General features: G+C 69.1%; 10 protein-coding genes. 6 read left to right on the forward strand and 4 right to left on the reverse strand.

Going from position 1 to position 16,238, the window contains the following annotated elements; genetic code table 11:
- The first annotated feature begins 84 nt into the window (after nucleotides 1–84).
- The 3 genes from T336_RS0101070 (at nucleotide 85) to T336_RS0101080 (ending at nucleotide 6,949) form a co-directional block, all read left to right on the forward strand.
- Complete coding sequence (locus T336_RS0101070; RefSeq protein ID WP_084151342.1) at nucleotides 85–1,026, forward strand: diguanylate cyclase; 942 nt, start codon at nucleotides 85–87, stop codon at nucleotides 1,024–1,026.
- A 28-nt stretch (nucleotides 1,027–1,054) separates the two neighbouring features.
- Nucleotides 1,055–5,146: a CHASE domain-containing hybrid sensor histidine kinase/response regulator family protein gene (locus tag T336_RS0101075; RefSeq protein ID WP_167333628.1), complete on the forward strand. Its 4,092-nt coding sequence runs from the start codon at nucleotides 1,055–1,057 to the stop codon at nucleotides 5,144–5,146.
- Between the two features lie 516 nt (nucleotides 5,147–5,662).
- Nucleotides 5,663–6,949: an O-acetylhomoserine aminocarboxypropyltransferase/cysteine synthase family protein gene (locus T336_RS0101080; protein ID WP_026431187.1), complete on the forward strand. Its 1,287-nt coding sequence runs from the start codon at nucleotides 5,663–5,665 to the stop codon at nucleotides 6,947–6,949.
- Between the two features lie 16 nt (nucleotides 6,950–6,965).
- Here T336_RS0101080 and egtB read toward each other — a convergent pair whose 3' ends face one another.
- Nucleotides 6,966–8,372 (reverse strand): ergothioneine biosynthesis protein EgtB, encoded by a 1,407-nt coding sequence (gene egtB / locus T336_RS0101085; RefSeq protein WP_035225069.1) that lies wholly within the window; start codon nucleotides 8,370–8,372, stop codon nucleotides 6,966–6,968.
- A gap of 18 nt (nucleotides 8,373–8,390) precedes the next feature.
- Nucleotides 8,391–9,329: an L-histidine N(alpha)-methyltransferase gene (gene egtD / locus T336_RS0101090; protein WP_026431189.1), complete on the reverse strand. Its 939-nt coding sequence runs from the start codon at nucleotides 9,327–9,329 to the stop codon at nucleotides 8,391–8,393.
- Nucleotides 9,330–9,579: 250 nt separating this feature from the next.
- Here egtD and T336_RS0101095 point away from each other — a divergent pair, with 250 nt between their 5' ends.
- Nucleotides 9,580–10,608 (forward strand): metal-dependent hydrolase, encoded by a 1,029-nt coding sequence (locus tag T336_RS0101095; protein WP_026431190.1) that lies wholly within the window; start codon nucleotides 9,580–9,582, stop codon nucleotides 10,606–10,608.
- A gap of 40 nt (nucleotides 10,609–10,648) precedes the next feature.
- On the forward strand, nucleotides 10,649–12,436 hold the full coding sequence (locus tag T336_RS0101100) for a cache domain-containing sensor histidine kinase (protein ID WP_026431191.1): 1,788 nt from the start codon (nucleotides 10,649–10,651) through the stop codon (nucleotides 12,434–12,436).
- A 103-nt stretch (nucleotides 12,437–12,539) separates the two neighbouring features.
- Here the strand turns inward: T336_RS0101100 and T336_RS0101105 are convergent, their stop codons facing one another.
- Entirely contained in the window at nucleotides 12,540–13,142 is a 603-nt protein-coding gene (locus tag T336_RS0101105; protein WP_019701259.1) for an OmpW/AlkL family protein, read from the reverse strand.
- 101 nt (nucleotides 13,143–13,243) lie between these two features.
- Complete coding sequence (locus T336_RS0101110) at nucleotides 13,244–14,236, reverse strand: DUF808 domain-containing protein (RefSeq protein WP_026431192.1); 993 nt, start codon at nucleotides 14,234–14,236, stop codon at nucleotides 13,244–13,246.
- A gap of 168 nt (nucleotides 14,237–14,404) precedes the next feature.
- Here T336_RS0101110 and T336_RS0101115 point away from each other — a divergent pair, with 168 nt between their 5' ends.
- Complete coding sequence (locus T336_RS0101115; RefSeq protein ID WP_026431193.1) at nucleotides 14,405–16,192, forward strand: sensor domain-containing phosphodiesterase; 1,788 nt, start codon at nucleotides 14,405–14,407, stop codon at nucleotides 16,190–16,192.
- The last annotated feature ends 46 nt before the right edge of the window (nucleotides 16,193–16,238 follow it).

Genomic DNA, 16,238 nt, shown 5'->3' on the forward strand with positions numbered 1-16,238 from the left:
ATGCGTCCGGGAGGGTGATGCGGCGCGAATGCCGGAGCATGGGGCACGCGAGGCCCTGCCCATCACCAGAGACAAGGATCCACGGTGGATTCACATCAATCCGCGGCGCTTGCGTCCAGCCTGCAACCGCACCAGCACGGCCTGTCCGTGCTGGTGGTGGACGACCAGCCCGCCAACATCCGGATCCTCCACGCCCTGCTCGGAGAAGAGTTCGACATCCGCATGGCGACGAGCGGCGAGGACGCCCTGCGCCTGATCCATGATTCGCCCCCCGATCTCATCCTGCTGGACATCGAAATGCCCGGCATGTCGGGATACGACGTATGCAGGCAACTGAAGGCAGCGGAAGACACCCTGCATATCCCGGTCATTTTCATCACCGCGCACAACACGCCCGAAGACGAGTCCCTGTGTTTCCGGGTGGGTGCCGTGGACTTCATCGGCAAGCCCATCAACCCGGAGGTGGCGAAAGCACGCGTCCGCACGCACGCGCGTCTCAAGCGGCAATCCGACCTGCTGCGCGATCTCGCATTCGTTGACGGATTGACGGGAGTGGCGAACCGCCGGAAGTTCGACGCGGCGCTGGATGCGGAATGGCGGCGCTGCCTGCGCAACGGCACGCCGCTGTCGGTGGTGATGATCGACGTGGACCATTTCAAGCGCTACAACGACCATTACGGCCATGCCGCAGGGGACTCCTGCCTGCAGCGGGTGGCGCGGCAGCTGGCGCCGCCGCTGCAGCGATCGCACGACCTGGTCGCACGCTACGGTGGCGAGGAATTCGTCTGCCTGCTGCCGGATTGCGACCTGCCCGGCGCGATGGCCAAGGCCGAAATCCTGCGGCAGGCCGTAGAGGTGCTGGCAATGGAGCACGCGGGCATCGCACCACCGGCGGTCGTGACGGTCAGCGTGGGAGTCGGCAGTGCGGTCCCGGCAGAGGATGCGTCCCCCTCCATGCTCGCGCGGTTGGCGGACCAGCACCTCTACCACGCAAAATCGGCGGGACGCAACCGCGTTTCAGGCTGAGACGCGAGCTGGCCCGGAGGCGCCGACCGTGAAGAAACTCGTCTTCCTGCGCTGGGCCCCCTTGCTCGGGTTGCTCGTGGGCGGGGTGCTGGCCGTCTGGATCGGCCTGTACGTGGACCGGGACAACCGGGCCAAGCTGGAAGAGAACTTCCAGTTGGTGGCCCAGCGCGCCACCGTGCAGCTGCAGCGGCGCATGGAGCTGTACGAGTATGGGTTGCGGGGCACCCGGGGCGCCTTGATCGCGGGCGGGCAGGAGCGGATCACCCGGAAGGTCTTCCAGCGCTACTCCGCTTCGCGGGACTATTCCCGCGAATTCGCGGGGGCCAGGGGCTTCGGTTTCGTGCGGCGCGTCGCTTCGGGCGACGAGGCGCGCTTCGTGCAGGCAGCCCGCCAGGACGGGTGGCCCGGCTTCTCCGTCCGGCAGTTGGCTCCGCATCCGGGCGAGCGGTATGTCATCCAGTACATCGAACCCGTGGACAACAACCGCCCGGCGGTGGGGCTGGACATCGCGTCGGAAGACAATCGCCGCCACGCGGCCCTGCGGGCGCTGCGTACGGGCGTCGCATCGATCACCGACCCGATCACGCTGGTCCAGGCGGACGGCAAGAAGAACCAGGGTTTCCTCATCCTGCTGCCGGTATACCGGGAAGGCGCACCGGTAGCCTCCGAGGCGGAAAGGGATGCCGCCGGCTACGGCTGGGTGTACACCCCCCTGACGATCGAGGAAGTCCTGCGCGACTTCGACTTCTACGACGGGCGCATCGCCCTGGGCCTGAGCGCGGTCGAGGAGGACGGGAACATCCGGCACTTCTACTCGAGTGCAGACATGTCCTGGCCCCACCCCGCCCTGCCGGAGACCACCTCGCATATCGTGATCTATGGCAAGGAATGGCGCATCACGGTGCAGGCGCTTCCGGCGCTGGCGGGATATCTCAACCTGACCTCGCCCTGGCGGACGTCGGCTCTGGTGGTTGTGCTGAGCCTGCTGGCCACGGTCGCCACCTTCGCGCTGCAGACGACGAATGCGCGCGTGCAGCGGCTGGCCGCGGAGGCCCGGCTCAATGAAACCAATTCGCGCTACCGCCAGCTCATCGACGGCGTGAAGGACTACGCCATCGTCCAGCTCGATCCCCAGGGCATCGTCGTGGGCTGGAACAGCGGGGCCGAACGCATCAAGGGCTACACGGCCAGCGAAATCGTGGGCCGCCACATGTCCGTGTTCTATCCGCCCGACCAGTCGGACCCGGACGACCTCGCCCTGAAGCTGGAGACAGCGCGGCAGGAAGGGTTCAGCCACGACGAGGGCTGGCGAGTGCGCAAGGATGGATCGCTGTTCTGGGCCAGCGTCACCCTCACGCCGATCTACGACGACGAGCACCGCCTTACCGGCTATTCGAAGATCGCGCGCGATCTCAATGAGCGGCGCGAGCAGGAGCTCGAGCGCAACCGCCTTTTCGGATTGCAGAAGGCCATCCTGGACAACGCCGGCGTGGCGATCATCGCCACCGGCATGGATGGCACCATCACGATGTTCAACTCCAGCGCGGAGCGCCTGCTGGGCTATGCCGCGGACGAGATCATCGGTAAAGCCACGCCTGCAGCCTTCCACGACCGCGAGGAGGTCGCCGAGCGCGCCCGTGCGCTGTCCGCGGAACTCGGCACGCCGATGAAGCCGGGCCTGGCGGTGCTGGGCGCCAAGGCCCTGAACGGCCAGGTGGATACGAACGAGTGGACCTACATCGCGCGGGACGGCAGGCGCATCCCCGTGCTGCTGTCCGTCACCGGCATCTTCGACGAGCAGCAGCGCCCCCTGGGAACACTCGGGGTGGCAGCCGACCTGAGCGAGCAGAAAAGGTACCAATCGGAACTGGAGAACGCCCGCGAGGCCGCAGAACGCGCGAATGCGGCCAAGAGCAGCTTCCTGGCCAACATGAGCCATGAGATCCGCACCCCGATGAATGCAATCATGGGCATGACCCAGCTGGTGCTCCAGGACCCGCTCGAGGCCCGGCAGCGCGACATGCTCGAAAAGGCCTTCGCTGCCTCGAGGGCGCTGCTGCACATCCTCAACGACGTGCTGGACTACTCCAAGGTGGAAGCCGGCCACATGCGCCTGGAAGAGCGCGAGCTCTCCCTGGAAACCCTGCTGGCCAACAGCGCCTCGATGTTCACGCACCAGGCAGGGCAGAAAGGACTGGAGTTCGTCATCGACGTGTCGCGGGACCTTCCCGCGCAGGTCATCGGCGACCCGCTGCGTCTGGCCCAGGTACTCTCCAACCTGCTGAGCAACGCCTTGAAGTTCACTGCCAGCGGCTCGGTCATCCTCGGCGTGGAGGTGCTCCGGAAAACGGCCCGGGAATGCCGGCTGCGCTTCAGCGTGAAGGATTCCGGCATCGGCATGAATCCCGGGCAGATCGAGCAACTGTTCAAGCCCTTCATACAGGCCGACACATCGATCACGCGCAAGTACGGCGGGACGGGGCTGGGATTGAGCATCTGCAAGCGCCTGGTCGAATTGATGGGCGGGACGATGGAAGTCCGCAGCGCACCCGGGGCCGGCAGCGTTTTCTCTTTCGACATCGACATGGCGGTGGCCGGGGATGAGGGGCCCGCTCCGGCGGCGGCCCGGCAGATGCGCTTCAGGCGCGCGCTCATCGTCGATGACCAGCCCGCCGCCGCCCAGGTGCTGCAGCTGATGCTGCACAGCTGGGGCATCCCGGCCGAATGCCTGGACAACGCCCCGGACGCGGTCGCACGGCTGCAGGCCGCCGAAGCCGAAGGCCAGCCATGCGACTTGCTGCTGGCGGACTGGCAAATGCCCGGGACGGACGGCCTGGAACTGGTCCGGCAGGTCGAAGCGCTCGAGGCGCGGCAGGCCATCGCGCGCCGGCCCACGATCCTGATATTCAGTTCGCACAGTCCTGACGAACTGCTGCAGGGCATGCAGCGGCACGACATCGCCGCCCTGGTGCCCAAGCCCGTGCTGCCTTCGGCCCTCTACAACGCGCTGCTCGGCGCCCGGCAACCCGTCGAGGGCGGGCAGGATGTTCCGGACTACATCGCTTCGGCAGAGGCGCTGCGCGACAGGCATGTGCTGCTCGCGGAAGACAACGAGGTGAACCAGCAGGTGGCCACGGCATTCCTGCGTTCCGCCGGCCTGCGGGTGAGCCTGGCGGGCAACGGCGTGGAAGCCGTGGACCTGGCCCGGGCCGGGCAGTTCGATGCCATCCTGATGGACATCCACATGCCCGAAATGGACGGCCTGGAGGCCACCCGCCGCATCCGCGCCACGCCCGGATGCGCGTCGATCCCCATCATCGCGATGACGGCCGCCGTCATGCCCGAGGACCAGCAGGCCTGCCAGCGCGCGGGCATGAGCGGGTTCGTCGGCAAGCCCATCGATCCGGAGGAACTGATCTCGGCCCTGCGCCAGTGGATCGGCGGCAGCGCGCAGGGACCGGCCCCGGAACGGCAGGAAGGGCACGCGGCGGCGCCCGGCGGACGGGACGCTCTCGCCACCATCGACGGCCTGGATACCAGCAGCGCCCTGCGGCGCATGGGCGGCGATCGCGACCTGTATGTGCGCCTGCTGCGCGACTTCTCGCTGCGTGCGGACCACCTGGCCTCCCGATCCGGCGCGCTGGCCCCCGCGGACCTGCCCCACTGGATCCACGCGCTCAAGGGAGAGTCCGCCAACCTCGGCCTGGACACCGTGGCCCGGCGCTGCGCGGCGATCGAGGCGGCACTGAAGCTGCGGCCCGGGGCGTGGCCGTCCGGCGAAGTGGCGGAACTGGCTGCCGCGGTACAGGCGGCGTCCCGCGGCATCATGCAGGCCCTGCCGGCCGCCCCTGCAGGGTTGTCGCCCGGAGCGGACAGCGCCCCCCGGCCATGGGACCGCGCATCGGTGCCACCTCTGCTGGACCAACTCCTGGAACTGCTGCGACAGCAGCGCATGCAGGCGCTGGATGTCTCCGAGCGGCTGGAGGATCTGCTGCGGGACACCTCGCTGGAGGCGGCCTACCGACCGGTGCACGGGCTGGTCGCGCAGTTGCAGTTCGGCCAGGCTGCAACTGCGCTGGAGGGCTTCGTCAGGCGCCTGGACACCACCATCGCCGGGTGACTGGCGAGGGCCAGCTTCGGTACCTGGCCACCGCGTGGCCGGGAGGCTCACGGCGAGCCAGTGCCACCATCGCGGCGGCCGGGCCTGGCGGGATCAGGTGAAGAGCCTTCCGGGGCCCCCGCCGGCCCGGCGTGATCGGGCAGGCATCCCTGCGCGGCCTCGTGCTCGTGCGCGCCGGGCGCCACGTTCGGCCCATCGGGAAGCGCCTCAGGCGCCTGGGCGAGATCGGTCTTGCCGGGGCTGCCGGCAGCCGACAGGGGTGGCGAGGGTGGCGGGGGGAAAAGGATGGCCATATCTGTTCCTTCAGGCAACGGTGGCGGAGTGCCTCCATGCTGGCGACGGGGCAACCGGCGTGCCCGCCCCGACCGGTCCGCCGCGGCGGCTGGACAGTGGAAACCCGGAGGGCATAAGCACATAGCGATAGGTTCGTTCCGCGCGACGGTACGACCCGACACAATGGCCCGCACGCGCCGGGCGATGCCGGCCCGCCCACCGCTTCCGAGGAGACAGCACAGCATGAAGATCGAGACCCTCGCCGTCCACGCAGGACAGGCACCCGACCCCACCACCCGCGCCGTGGCGGTGCCCATCTACCAGACGGCGGCCTACGCCTTCGACAGCGCCCAGCACGGCGCGGACCTGTTCGACCTGAAGGTGCCGGGCAACATCTACACCCGCATCATGAATCCCACCAACGACGTGCTCGAGAAGCGCGTCGCGGCGCTCGAAGGCGGCATCGCCGCGCTGGCGCTGGCCTCGGGCATGGCGGCCATCACCTACGCGATCCAGACCATCGCCGAGGCCGGCGACAACATCGTCTCGGCCAGCACGCTCTATGGCGGCACCTACAACCTGTTCGCGCACACGCTGCCGCGCCAGGGCATCACCACCCGTTTCGCGGACCCGCGCGACCCGGCCAGCTTCGCGCGGCACATCGATGGGCGCACCAAGGCCGTGTTCGTCGAATCCATCGGCAACCCGCTGGGCAACGTGACCGACATCGCCGCGCTGGCGAAGGTGGCCCATGATCACGGAGTGCCGCTGATCGTGGACAACACCGTGCCCAGCCCCTACCTGCTGCGCCCCATCGAGCACGGCGCGGACATCGTCGTCCACTCGCTCACCAAGTACCTGGGCGGCCACGGCAACAGCATCGGCGGAGCCATCGTGGACAGTGGCAAGTTCCCCTGGGCGAAGCACAAGGAGCGCTTCGCCTGCCTCAACACCCCCGACCCCAGCTACCACGGCGTGGTCTATACCGAAGCCCTGGGCGAGGCAGCCTTCATCGGCCGCGCGCGCGTCGTCCCGCTGCGCAACACCGGCGCCACCCTTTCGCCGCACAACGCCTTCCTGATCCTGCAGGGCATCGAAACCCTGGCACTGCGCATGGACCGCATCTGCGACAACACCCTGGCCGTCGCGCACTACCTGCAGCAGCATCCCAAGGTGGCGCAGGTGCGATACGCCGCCCTGCCCGGCCACCCCGACCATGCGATCACGCAGCGCCTGCTCGGCGGCAGGGCCTCAGGGATTCTCTCGTTCGAGCTGCGCTCCATACCCGGCGCCGATCCCCGCACGGCCGGCGCGCGCTTCCTCGATGCCTTGCAGCTTTTCACGCGGCTCGTGAACATCGGCGACGCGCGCTCGCTGGCCACGCACCCGGCCTCCACCACCCACCGCCAGCTCGGGCCGGAAGAACTGCAGCAGGCCGGCGTCGCAGAGGGCATGGTGCGCCTGTCGGTGGGCATCGAGCACATCGACGACCTCACGGCCGACCTGGCTCAGGCGCTGGACGCCGTGTGATGCGATGCCGCGCGGGTCAGGCGCTCTCCAGGTCGCGCGCGAGGCGCAGGCCGGAGAACTGCCACCGCGCGGTGGCCGGAAAGAAATTCCGGTAACTGGCGCGGACATGGCCCGGAGGCGTAGCGCAGGATCCGCCCCGCAGCACGTACTGGTTCACCATGAACTTGCCGTTGTATTCACCCACGGCGCCGTCGGCCACGCGAAAGCCCGGGTAGGCCGCGTAGCTGGACTGCGTCCATTCCCAGACGTCGCCGAACAATTGCTCGAGCGGCGGCTGCCCGTCCGGCTCCAGCCGGGCCGCGACCGGAGCCGCACGGGGGTGCAGCACGCCGCTGTCGGCAAAATGCCCCTGCGCGGCCTGCACGCCTGGCGACGCCGCCGCGGCGGCCTCCCACTCCGCCTCGGTGGGCAGGCGCGCTCCGGCCCAGCGCGCGTACGCGTCCGCTTCGTAGTAAGACAGGTGCACCACGGGCGCCGGTGGCCGGAGCGGCCGCGGTCCGGCGAGCGTGAACTCGAGCCAGTCCGCGCCCTCGCCGCTTTCCGTCGCCCCGCGGCGCCAGTAGAGGGGGTGCTGGAGCTTCATGGCCTGGATCCAGTCCCAGCCCTCGGCCAGCCAGAGCGACGCATCACGGTAGCCACCGGCCTCGACGAAGGCCAGGTACTCGCCCGTGCTGACCGGCCTGCAGGCCAGCGCATAGGGCTGCAGATACACGCGGTGCCGCGGCGATTCGTTGTCGAAGGCGAAACCGGCGCCCTCGGCCCGCGCGTCGTGGCCGATCTCCGTGACGCCGCCCGGAAATCTCCGCCAGCGCACGGATGGCGCCGCGGCGGGTTCCGGCTGCCGCTCCTGCGGCCCCGTCGGCGCCCCGCCCGGGCTCTGCAGCCGGTAGGCCGGCCAGAGCGGGCTGCACGACAGCAGGTGCTTCACATCGGTGAGGATCAATTCCTGGTGCTGCTGCTCGTGCTGCAGGCCGAGCTCCACCAGGGCCTGCAGGCCCGGATCCGGTTGCGCCTGCAGCCCGGCCAGGATCCGTCCCATGCGGACATCGACGTCCTGCCGGTATTCCAGCACCTGCGCCATCGCCGGGCGCGTGAGCAGTCCGCGCTGCGGACGGGGATGCTTGTCCCCGACGCCGTTGTAGTACGAGTTGAACAGCACGCGGAACGCCGGATGGAACGGGGCGAAGCCGGGCTCGCGCGGCTCGAGCACGAAGGTCTCGAAAAACCACGTGGTGTGCGCCAGGTGCCACTTGACGGGGCTCGCGTCGGGCATGGACTGTGCGCAGCAGTCTTCGTCGGACAGCGGCAGGGCCAGCGCCAGCGAGGCCCGGCGCACTTCGGCATAGCGCTCCTGCAGTGCTGCCGCCACGGCGGGCGTGCTGCCCGGCGCCATCCGGCGCACCAGGCTCAGGGGAGGGGTCATGGCAGGGGTCTCCGGGGGTCAGGGCCGCGCGTAGGCCACGGCGAACCATCCGCGCTCGTCGGTCCAGACCCGCGCGCGGGAAAAGCCCGCCCGTGCCAGCAGGGCCTGGAAGGCCGGCAGCGTGTACTTGTAGCTGTTCTCGGTATGGATGCGCTCGCCGGGCGCGAAGACGCGTCCGCCGCCAGGCCACCGCACGTGGGCGCCGCCGGGCGTCTCCAGGTGCATCTCGATGCGCGACAGCCGGCGGTCGAAGAAGGCGCGGTGCTCCCAGTCCTGCGGTACGAAGTCGCTGCCGATGAGCCGGTTCACGTGCTCCAGCGCATTGCGGTTGAACGCGGCCGTCACGCCGGCCGCATCGTCGTAGGCGGCCTCGAGCACGGCCACGTCCTTGGGCAGGTCGAATCCGATGAGCACGCCGCCGTCGCGGTCCACCAGGCCGCGCATGCGCGACAGCAGCGCCAGTGCCTGGGGCGGATCGAAGTTGCCGATGGAGGAGCCCGGGTAGAACACCAGCCGCCGGGAGCGGGGAATATCCTGGGGCAGCACCACGGGGCGCGTGAGATCGCCCGCCACGGCCTCGGCCCGCAGCCAGGGAAGGGCCTCCTGCAGCCGCGCCACCGCGCCGCGCAGGAAATCCGCGGAAATATCCACCCCCACGAAACGCTGCGGCCGCAGCAGGCGGCACAGCGGCTGTACCTTCTCGCAGCTGCCGGCGCCCAGCTCGATCACCGTCTCGACCGCACCGACCGCCTGTGCGATGTCTTCGCCGTGGCGCGCCATCACGGCCTGTTCGGTGCGCGTGGGGTAGTACTCCGGCAGCCGGGTGATCTCCTCGAAGAGTTCCGATCCCCGCTCGTCGTAGAAATACTTCGGGGAAATGCAGGCCGGGTGCCGCAGCAGTCCGGGAATGATGTCGGAATGGGCGGGTTCGGACCGCTGGAGGGCATGGGCATTCATCGGGATCTCTTTTCCTGAAGGGGAAAGGGCCGCCGGGGCGGCAGGGGGCCGGCGGAGTTCGCAGGCCAGGCCGGAGGGCAGCTGCGGCGCCGGGGCGCGATGGCCGGTGCCCAGCATTGCAGAGAGCTTCCGCCGGGCATGTAGGACGCCCGCGCATCGTTCGCCCTAGAATGCGGCCGCTGCGGCGCCCTGCCCGGCTCCCCCCGCCGCCCGCACGGCACCCTTTTTCGCCGACACCCGTCGCCCCTGCATGGATTCCCTGACCCAGATCGCCCTCGGCTCCGCCGTCTCCCTGGCTGCCATGGGCCGGCGCACCGCCGCCTGGAAGGCCGCGCTGTGGGGCGCCGCGGCGGGCACGCTGCCCGATCTGGACGCGCTCATCGACCATGGCGACCCGATCGCCAACATGGTCCTGCACCGCGCCGATACCCACGCCCTGCTCTACCTTTCGCTGCTCGCGCCGCTGCTGGGCGCGCTGGCGGCGCGCCTCCATGGCGAGGGCTTCCAGTGGAAGCGCTGGTGGCTGGCGCTCTGGCTCGCGCTCGCCACGCATCCACTGCTCGACTGGATGACGGTGTACGGCACCCAACTGCTGCGCCCGTTCAGCAGTTACCCCTACGGGGTCGGCAACATCTTCATCATCGATCCGCTCTACACCGTGCCGCTGATCGTCGGAGTGGTCGCGGCGCTGGCGCTTGCAGGCCCGCGCGGCCTGCGCTGGAACACGGCCGGGCTGTGGCTGAGCACCGCCTACCTGGCCTGGGGTTTCGGGGTACAGCAGCACGTCGCGGGAATTGCACGGGAGTCGCTCGCAGCCATCGGCTGGCCGGCGGGCCAGGTGCTCGTGACGCCCACGCCGTTCAACACCCTCGCCTGGCGGGTGGTGGCGATGGCGCCCGGGCAGTATGCGGAAGGCTTCTACGCGCTCGCCGACCGCGGGCGGCCCATCCACTTCACCGTGCACGACCGGGGTGAGGCACTGATCGCGCAGTTCGCCGCCCAGCCGTCCGTGCAGCGCGTGGCGGCCTTCAGCCACGGCTTCTACCGCATGCGCGAGCATGGCGGGCACATCCAGGTCACGGACCTGCGCATGGGCCAGGAGCCCGATTACAGCTTCCACTTCGATCTGGGCACGCCGGCGGATCTCGCGGCCGGCCACGCCACCGTGACCCAGACATGGCAGCGCCCCGATGCGGCCACGGCCCTGCCGGCCCTGGGGCGCCGGATCCTCGGGCAGAGTGGCGGGGGCGGCATTTTCGGCACCGGCACCCGGCCCTGACGCACTCCGTACCGCACCAGAACGTGGCAAGCTAGCCTCCATGTCCGCCCCCTCCTCCCACCGGGTCCCCGAACACCCGCCGGCAGTGCCTGCGCACACCGCCCAGGGCGGGCGCCGGCTGCGCGCCCTGGTGATCGGCACCCTGCTCCTGGCGCTCACGGCCACATGGGCACTCGTCGCGATCTCGCTGCAGACCAAATGGCAGGATGCCGTGCAATCCCAGCGACGCCAGAATGCCAACCTGGCCCGCGTGCTGGAAGAGCAGACGCTGCGGGTCCTGGCGGCGGCCGACCAGGCCACGCTGCGAGTGGCGGCGGAAGTGCGCAGCGGAGAGTTCACCAGGGAGGACTACGCCCTGTTCGCCAACGAGACCGGCCTGGCGCCGGACATCCTCACCCAGCTGTCCATCGTGGGCCCCGACGGCCGGTTCGTGGGCAGCAACCTCGACCCCACCGGGAGCCGCAACCAGGATACCGACCTGAGCGAACGCGAGCACATCCGGGTGCACCTGGAGCCCTCCAAGGTACCCCACGCACGGACGCAGATGTCCGCATCCGGGCTCTTCATCGGCAAACCCGTCACGGGCCGGATCTCGGGCCGCCGGACCATGCAGCTGAGCCGGCCCATCATCGGCCGCAACGGCTACCTGCACGGCGTGGTGGTCGCCTCGCTCAATCCGAGCTATTTCGAGAAGGTGTACGGTGGCGTGGACATCGGCGCCCAGGGCGCGGTCGTGCTGATGGGGGCCGACCTCGGCATGCTGACCCGGGTGATCGGAACCCAGGCAGGCAGCATCGACCAGGTCATCGAACTCCCGCCCGACCATCCGCTCACGGACACCACCCGCATGCAGGGCACCTACCAGCGCGTCAGCCACATTGACGGGCTGGGCCGCATCACGGCCTTCCATCGCCTGTCCGGCTACCCGCTGACGGTCCTCGTATCCACGGCCGATGATGAAGCGCTGGCGGAATGGAAGACCATGCGCAACTTCACCATGGTGTTCGCCGGGCTTTTTTCCGCGGCACTGGTCGCCCTGTGCGCGGGCTTCCTGCGCGGGCTGCGCCAACTCGAGCAGAAGAACGTGGCTCTCGCGGCCAGCGAAGCCCAGGCCCGCTCCGCCAACCGCGCCAAGAGCGAATTCCTGACGGCCATTTCGCACGAACTGCGCACTCCTCTCACCAGCATCCACGGCTTTGCAGAGCTCATGGAACAGCGGCTGGAGCAGCCGTCTTACCGAGAAGCCGCAGGCCTGATCCGCAGCGCGGCGGAGCACCTCAACACCCTGCTGTCCGAAATCCTGGACCTTGCGAAGGTGCAGGCCGGCGCCATGCCCATCGTGCCCGGGGACCATGCCGTGCGCGAACTCGTCGGCACCACCGTGGACCTCTTCGCCATCTCTGCCGCGCAGAAAGGGCTCACGCTGGAAAAGCGCATCGCCCCGGACGTACCCCACATGCTGCGGTGCGACGGCCTGCGGCTCAAGCAGATCCTCAACAACCTGCTGAGCAACGCGCTCAAGTTCACCCGGGAGGGCGGCGTGCGGCTGGAGGTGGACACCACCGAGGGACACACCCTGCGCTTCCGGGTCATCGATACCGGCCCCGGCATCCCCGCCGACCTGCACGACGTCATCTTCGAGAAATTCAGCCAGGGCGGTGCCGAGGTGAGCACCCAGCACGGCGGCACGGGCCTGGGCCTGGCGCTGTCGCGCGGGCTCGCCGAGCTCATGGGCGGCCGGCTCACCGTGGCCTCCGAAACCGGCCATGGCGCCTGCTTCACGCTGGAACTGCCGATGCAGACGCCGGCACCCCAGGCCGCAGCCTGAGACCATGCACGCCGCCCGCGCGGTGGCGTACGGCCCTCGTCCAGCTCTCCCGGAAAGCAAAAGGGCCGGCGCATGCGCACCGGCCCCATCCTGGCATGTGCGTTCAGAAGCGCCAGCCCAGGCCCACGCCCGCCAGCACCGGATCGATCTTCAGCGTGCCCAGCTTGGCGCCGTTGGCAGCCACGTCCGTGCGGATGTACACCTTCTTGATGTCGAAGTTCAGCGACAGGTTCTTGGTGAGCGGAATGTCCACGCCGACCTGCAGGGCGCCGCCCCAGCTGCTCTTGTCGATGCTCACGCCGGCGGGCAGGCGCACGCTGGAGAAGCGGGTGTAGTTGATGCCGGCGCCGACATAGGGCCGGAAGCCGGGGGCGTCGAAGTGGTACTGCAACATCAGCGACGGAGGCAGGTGCTTCAGCGTGCCGATCTGGGCGCCCAGCGCGCTGGAATACACCTTCTGCTTCTGCGGCACCGTGAGCACCAGCTCAGCGGCGATGTTCTTGTCGAAGAAGTACGAGATATCGACTTCCGGAATGGTCTTGTTGTTGATCGACAGGCCCAGTCCGGTGCTGTCCTTGTTGTCGCTGTCCAGATGCACCGCGCGGGCGCGGACCATCCAGGGGCCCTGGCCGTCGGTAGCCTGCGCATAGGCAGCGCCGGAGGTCAGGACGCACAGGGCAGCCAGGGCGAGCAGATTCTTTTTCATAGGAGGACTCGATGCGGTTGAACGGGGACGGCCCCCGTGAACGCATTGGGCTTGCAAAACGCGCCGCCCGCCTTGCCACAGATCAAAGGGCCATGCGCGCCTCAGTGCGCGCCGGCCTTGCGCCCGCGCCAGCGTCGCACCAGGGTCACGCCGGCCAGCACCAGCGCACCCGCCACGATGCCGCTCGCGGCATTGAGCAGGTTGAGCACCACCACCTGCAGGAACCCGCCGCCCCCTTGCGCAGCAGCGGACGCCCACCCTTCCACCGCGTGGTGCAGCGGTGGCAGGCCGTGCACGAGGATGCCGCCGCCCACCAGGAACATGGCGGCCGTCCCCGCGACGGAAAGCACCTTCATCAGCCAGGGCGCAGCCGCCACGATGCCGCGGCCCAGCACGCGCAGCGCGCCGAGCGAACGGCGGCTGAGCCAGAGGCCGGCATCGTCGAGCTTCACGATGCCGGCGACCAACCCGTACACCCCGGCGGTCATGACCAGCGCGATCCCCGAAAGCACCGCCACCTGCTGGCCGAAAGGCGCGCCAGCCACCGTGCCCAGCGTGATGGCGATGATCTCCGCGGACAGGATGAAATCGGTACGGATCGCTCCGCGCACCTTGTCCTTCTCGAAGGCGGCCATGTCCACGGCGGCATTCGCCGCAGCCTGGGCATGGGCCTCCCGGTCCGCGTCCTTGCCTGCGGCGTCCTGGTGCAGGAAACGGTGCGCCAGTTTCTCCGCTCCCTCGAAGCACAGGAACGCCCCTCCCAGCATCAGCAGGGGCGTGACAGCCCAGGGAATGAACGCGCTGATCAACAGCGCCGCCGGCACCAGGATGGCCTTGTTCACCAGCGACCCCTTGGCCACCGCCCAGACCACCGGCAGCTCGCGCTCGGCGCGCACCCCGGTCACCTGCTGGGCGTTCAGCGCGAGGTCATCGCCGAGCACCCCGGCGGTCTTCTGCGCGGCCGTCTTCGTCATCATCGACACGTCGTCGGCCATCGCGGCGCTCTTCTTCGCGGCCACCTTGGTCATGAGGGCGACATCGTCGAGCACCGCGGCGATATCGTCGAGCAGGGTCAAAAGGCTGGCACCGGCCATGCGAAGCTCCGTGGTTGAAAGGCGCCGATTATGGAGCGCTGCTCCCTGCCCGCAGTGGGCAGGAGCCGGCGATGCGGTGCCGGCACGGGCGCGGGGAACATCCTTGCAAAAACCAAGGCTGAGATAATTCCATATCCTCTGCAGCACCACGCAATTACGCCCGCCTCCATGACCCCTCCGATCAGCGCAGAACAGCAACGGCTGACGGCCCTGCGGGCCACCGGTCTGCTGGACACTCCGCCGACCGAGGAGTTCGACCGCATCACGCGGCTGGCCAGCCACCTTTTCGGCGTTCCCATCGCGCTCGTCAGCCTGGTGGACGCGGACCGGCAGTGGTTCAAGTCGCAGATCGGCCTGGCCGTGCGCGAAACCTGCCGCGAGGATGCCTTCTGCGACCACACCATCCGGTCCTCCGAGGTCATGGTGGTGGAAGACGCGCTGCAAGACCCGCGTTTCGCCACCAACCCGCTCGTCCAGGGGCCGCCATACATCCGCTTCTATGCCGGAGCCCCCCTGATCCTGCGGGGCCACCACCACCTGGGCAGCCTGTGCCTCATCGACACCGTCCCCCGCGCGTTCGATGGCGCACAACGGCGGCAACTGGAAGACCTGGCCGCCCTGGTGATGGCCCAGATCGACCTGCAGTGCGCCGCCGCGCGCGTGGACGAGTCCACCCTGCTGCCCAACCGGACGCAACTGCTGCAGGACCTCCATGGACTGTGCCTGGCCGCGCCCGGCGAGCGCCGCGTCCTGGTCCTGCTCGAACTCCTGCCGCACGACGGCATCATGGACGCTGCCCGGGCCATCGGCATGCAGCCCATCGAACAGCTGACCTACGAGGCGGGCAGGCGGCTGGCCTTCTTCGTCGGCAACCAGTCCCGCGTGTACCACACCGGCGTCGCCCGGCTGGCGCTCGTGCTGCGGGACTCCGACCCACAGTCCGTGGCGCAATTCACCCGGCAGCTGCTGGACACCCTGGTCGCGCCGCTGCCGACGGGCTCGGGCATCGTCATCAACCAGCGGCGACGCATCGGCCTGGCCCCCTTCACCCTGGAGCCGGCCGACGCCGTCGATTCGCTGCGGCGCGCCAATGCCGCGCTCTACCACCAACCGATGTCCGGCACGGCTGTCTGCAGCTACGACGCCGCGGTGGACCTCAGCTATCGCCGCTCCTACGAGCTCATGGCCAGCATTCCCCGCGCGCTGATGGCAGGAGAATTCCGGCTGGTCTACCAGCCCCAGTTCGAGCGCGCATCCACGCGCTACACCTGCCTGGAGGCCCTGCTTCGCTGGGACCATCCCCAGCTGGGCCCGGTGTCGCCCGGCGACTTCATTCCCCTGCTGGAGAAGACCACCTACATCCAGGCCGTCACCGAATGGGTGCTGAACACGGCGCTGGCCCAGATACGCGCGTGGGAAGACGCCGGCCTGGAGGTGGATGTGGCAATCAACGTGTCGCCGCGCAACCTCGAACAGCCCGGATTCGCCGCCATGCTCCAGGATGCCTTCGCCCGCCACCGGCTCGCCCCGTCGCGGCTCGAGATCGAATGCACCGAAAATGCCGTGCTGACGGAAGGCCCCACCCTGGAAGGCATCAAGGCCGCCCGTGCCATGGGCGTGCGCGTGGCGCTCGACGATTTCGGCACCGGCTACTGCAATTTCGGCTGCCTGTACGACCTCTCTGCCGAGGTGCTCAAGCTCGACCAGGCCCTCATCCGGCCCATCGGCACCGATGCCCGCGCCCTCGATGTCGTGCGCGGCATGGTCCAGCTCGGCCACACCCTGGGCTACCGCCTCCTGGCCGAGGGCGTGGAAACCGCCGAAGTGTTCGACCAGCTCATGGAACTGGGCTGCGATCAGGTGCAGGGCTATTACCTGAGCCGCCCGCTGCCACCCGCCGAGGCCTTCGCCTTCGTGCACCGCTGGAACCTGCTCGTCACTCCCGAGCAGGACTGAGCGGGCAGGAACAACGCCCCCGTCTCCGGCCGCGCCGTAGCGGCAG

It is taken from the genome of Paracidovorax oryzae ATCC 19882 (genome assembly GCF_000687165.1).
GTDB classification, from domain to species: domain Bacteria; phylum Pseudomonadota; class Gammaproteobacteria; order Burkholderiales; family Burkholderiaceae_C; genus Paracidovorax; species Paracidovorax oryzae.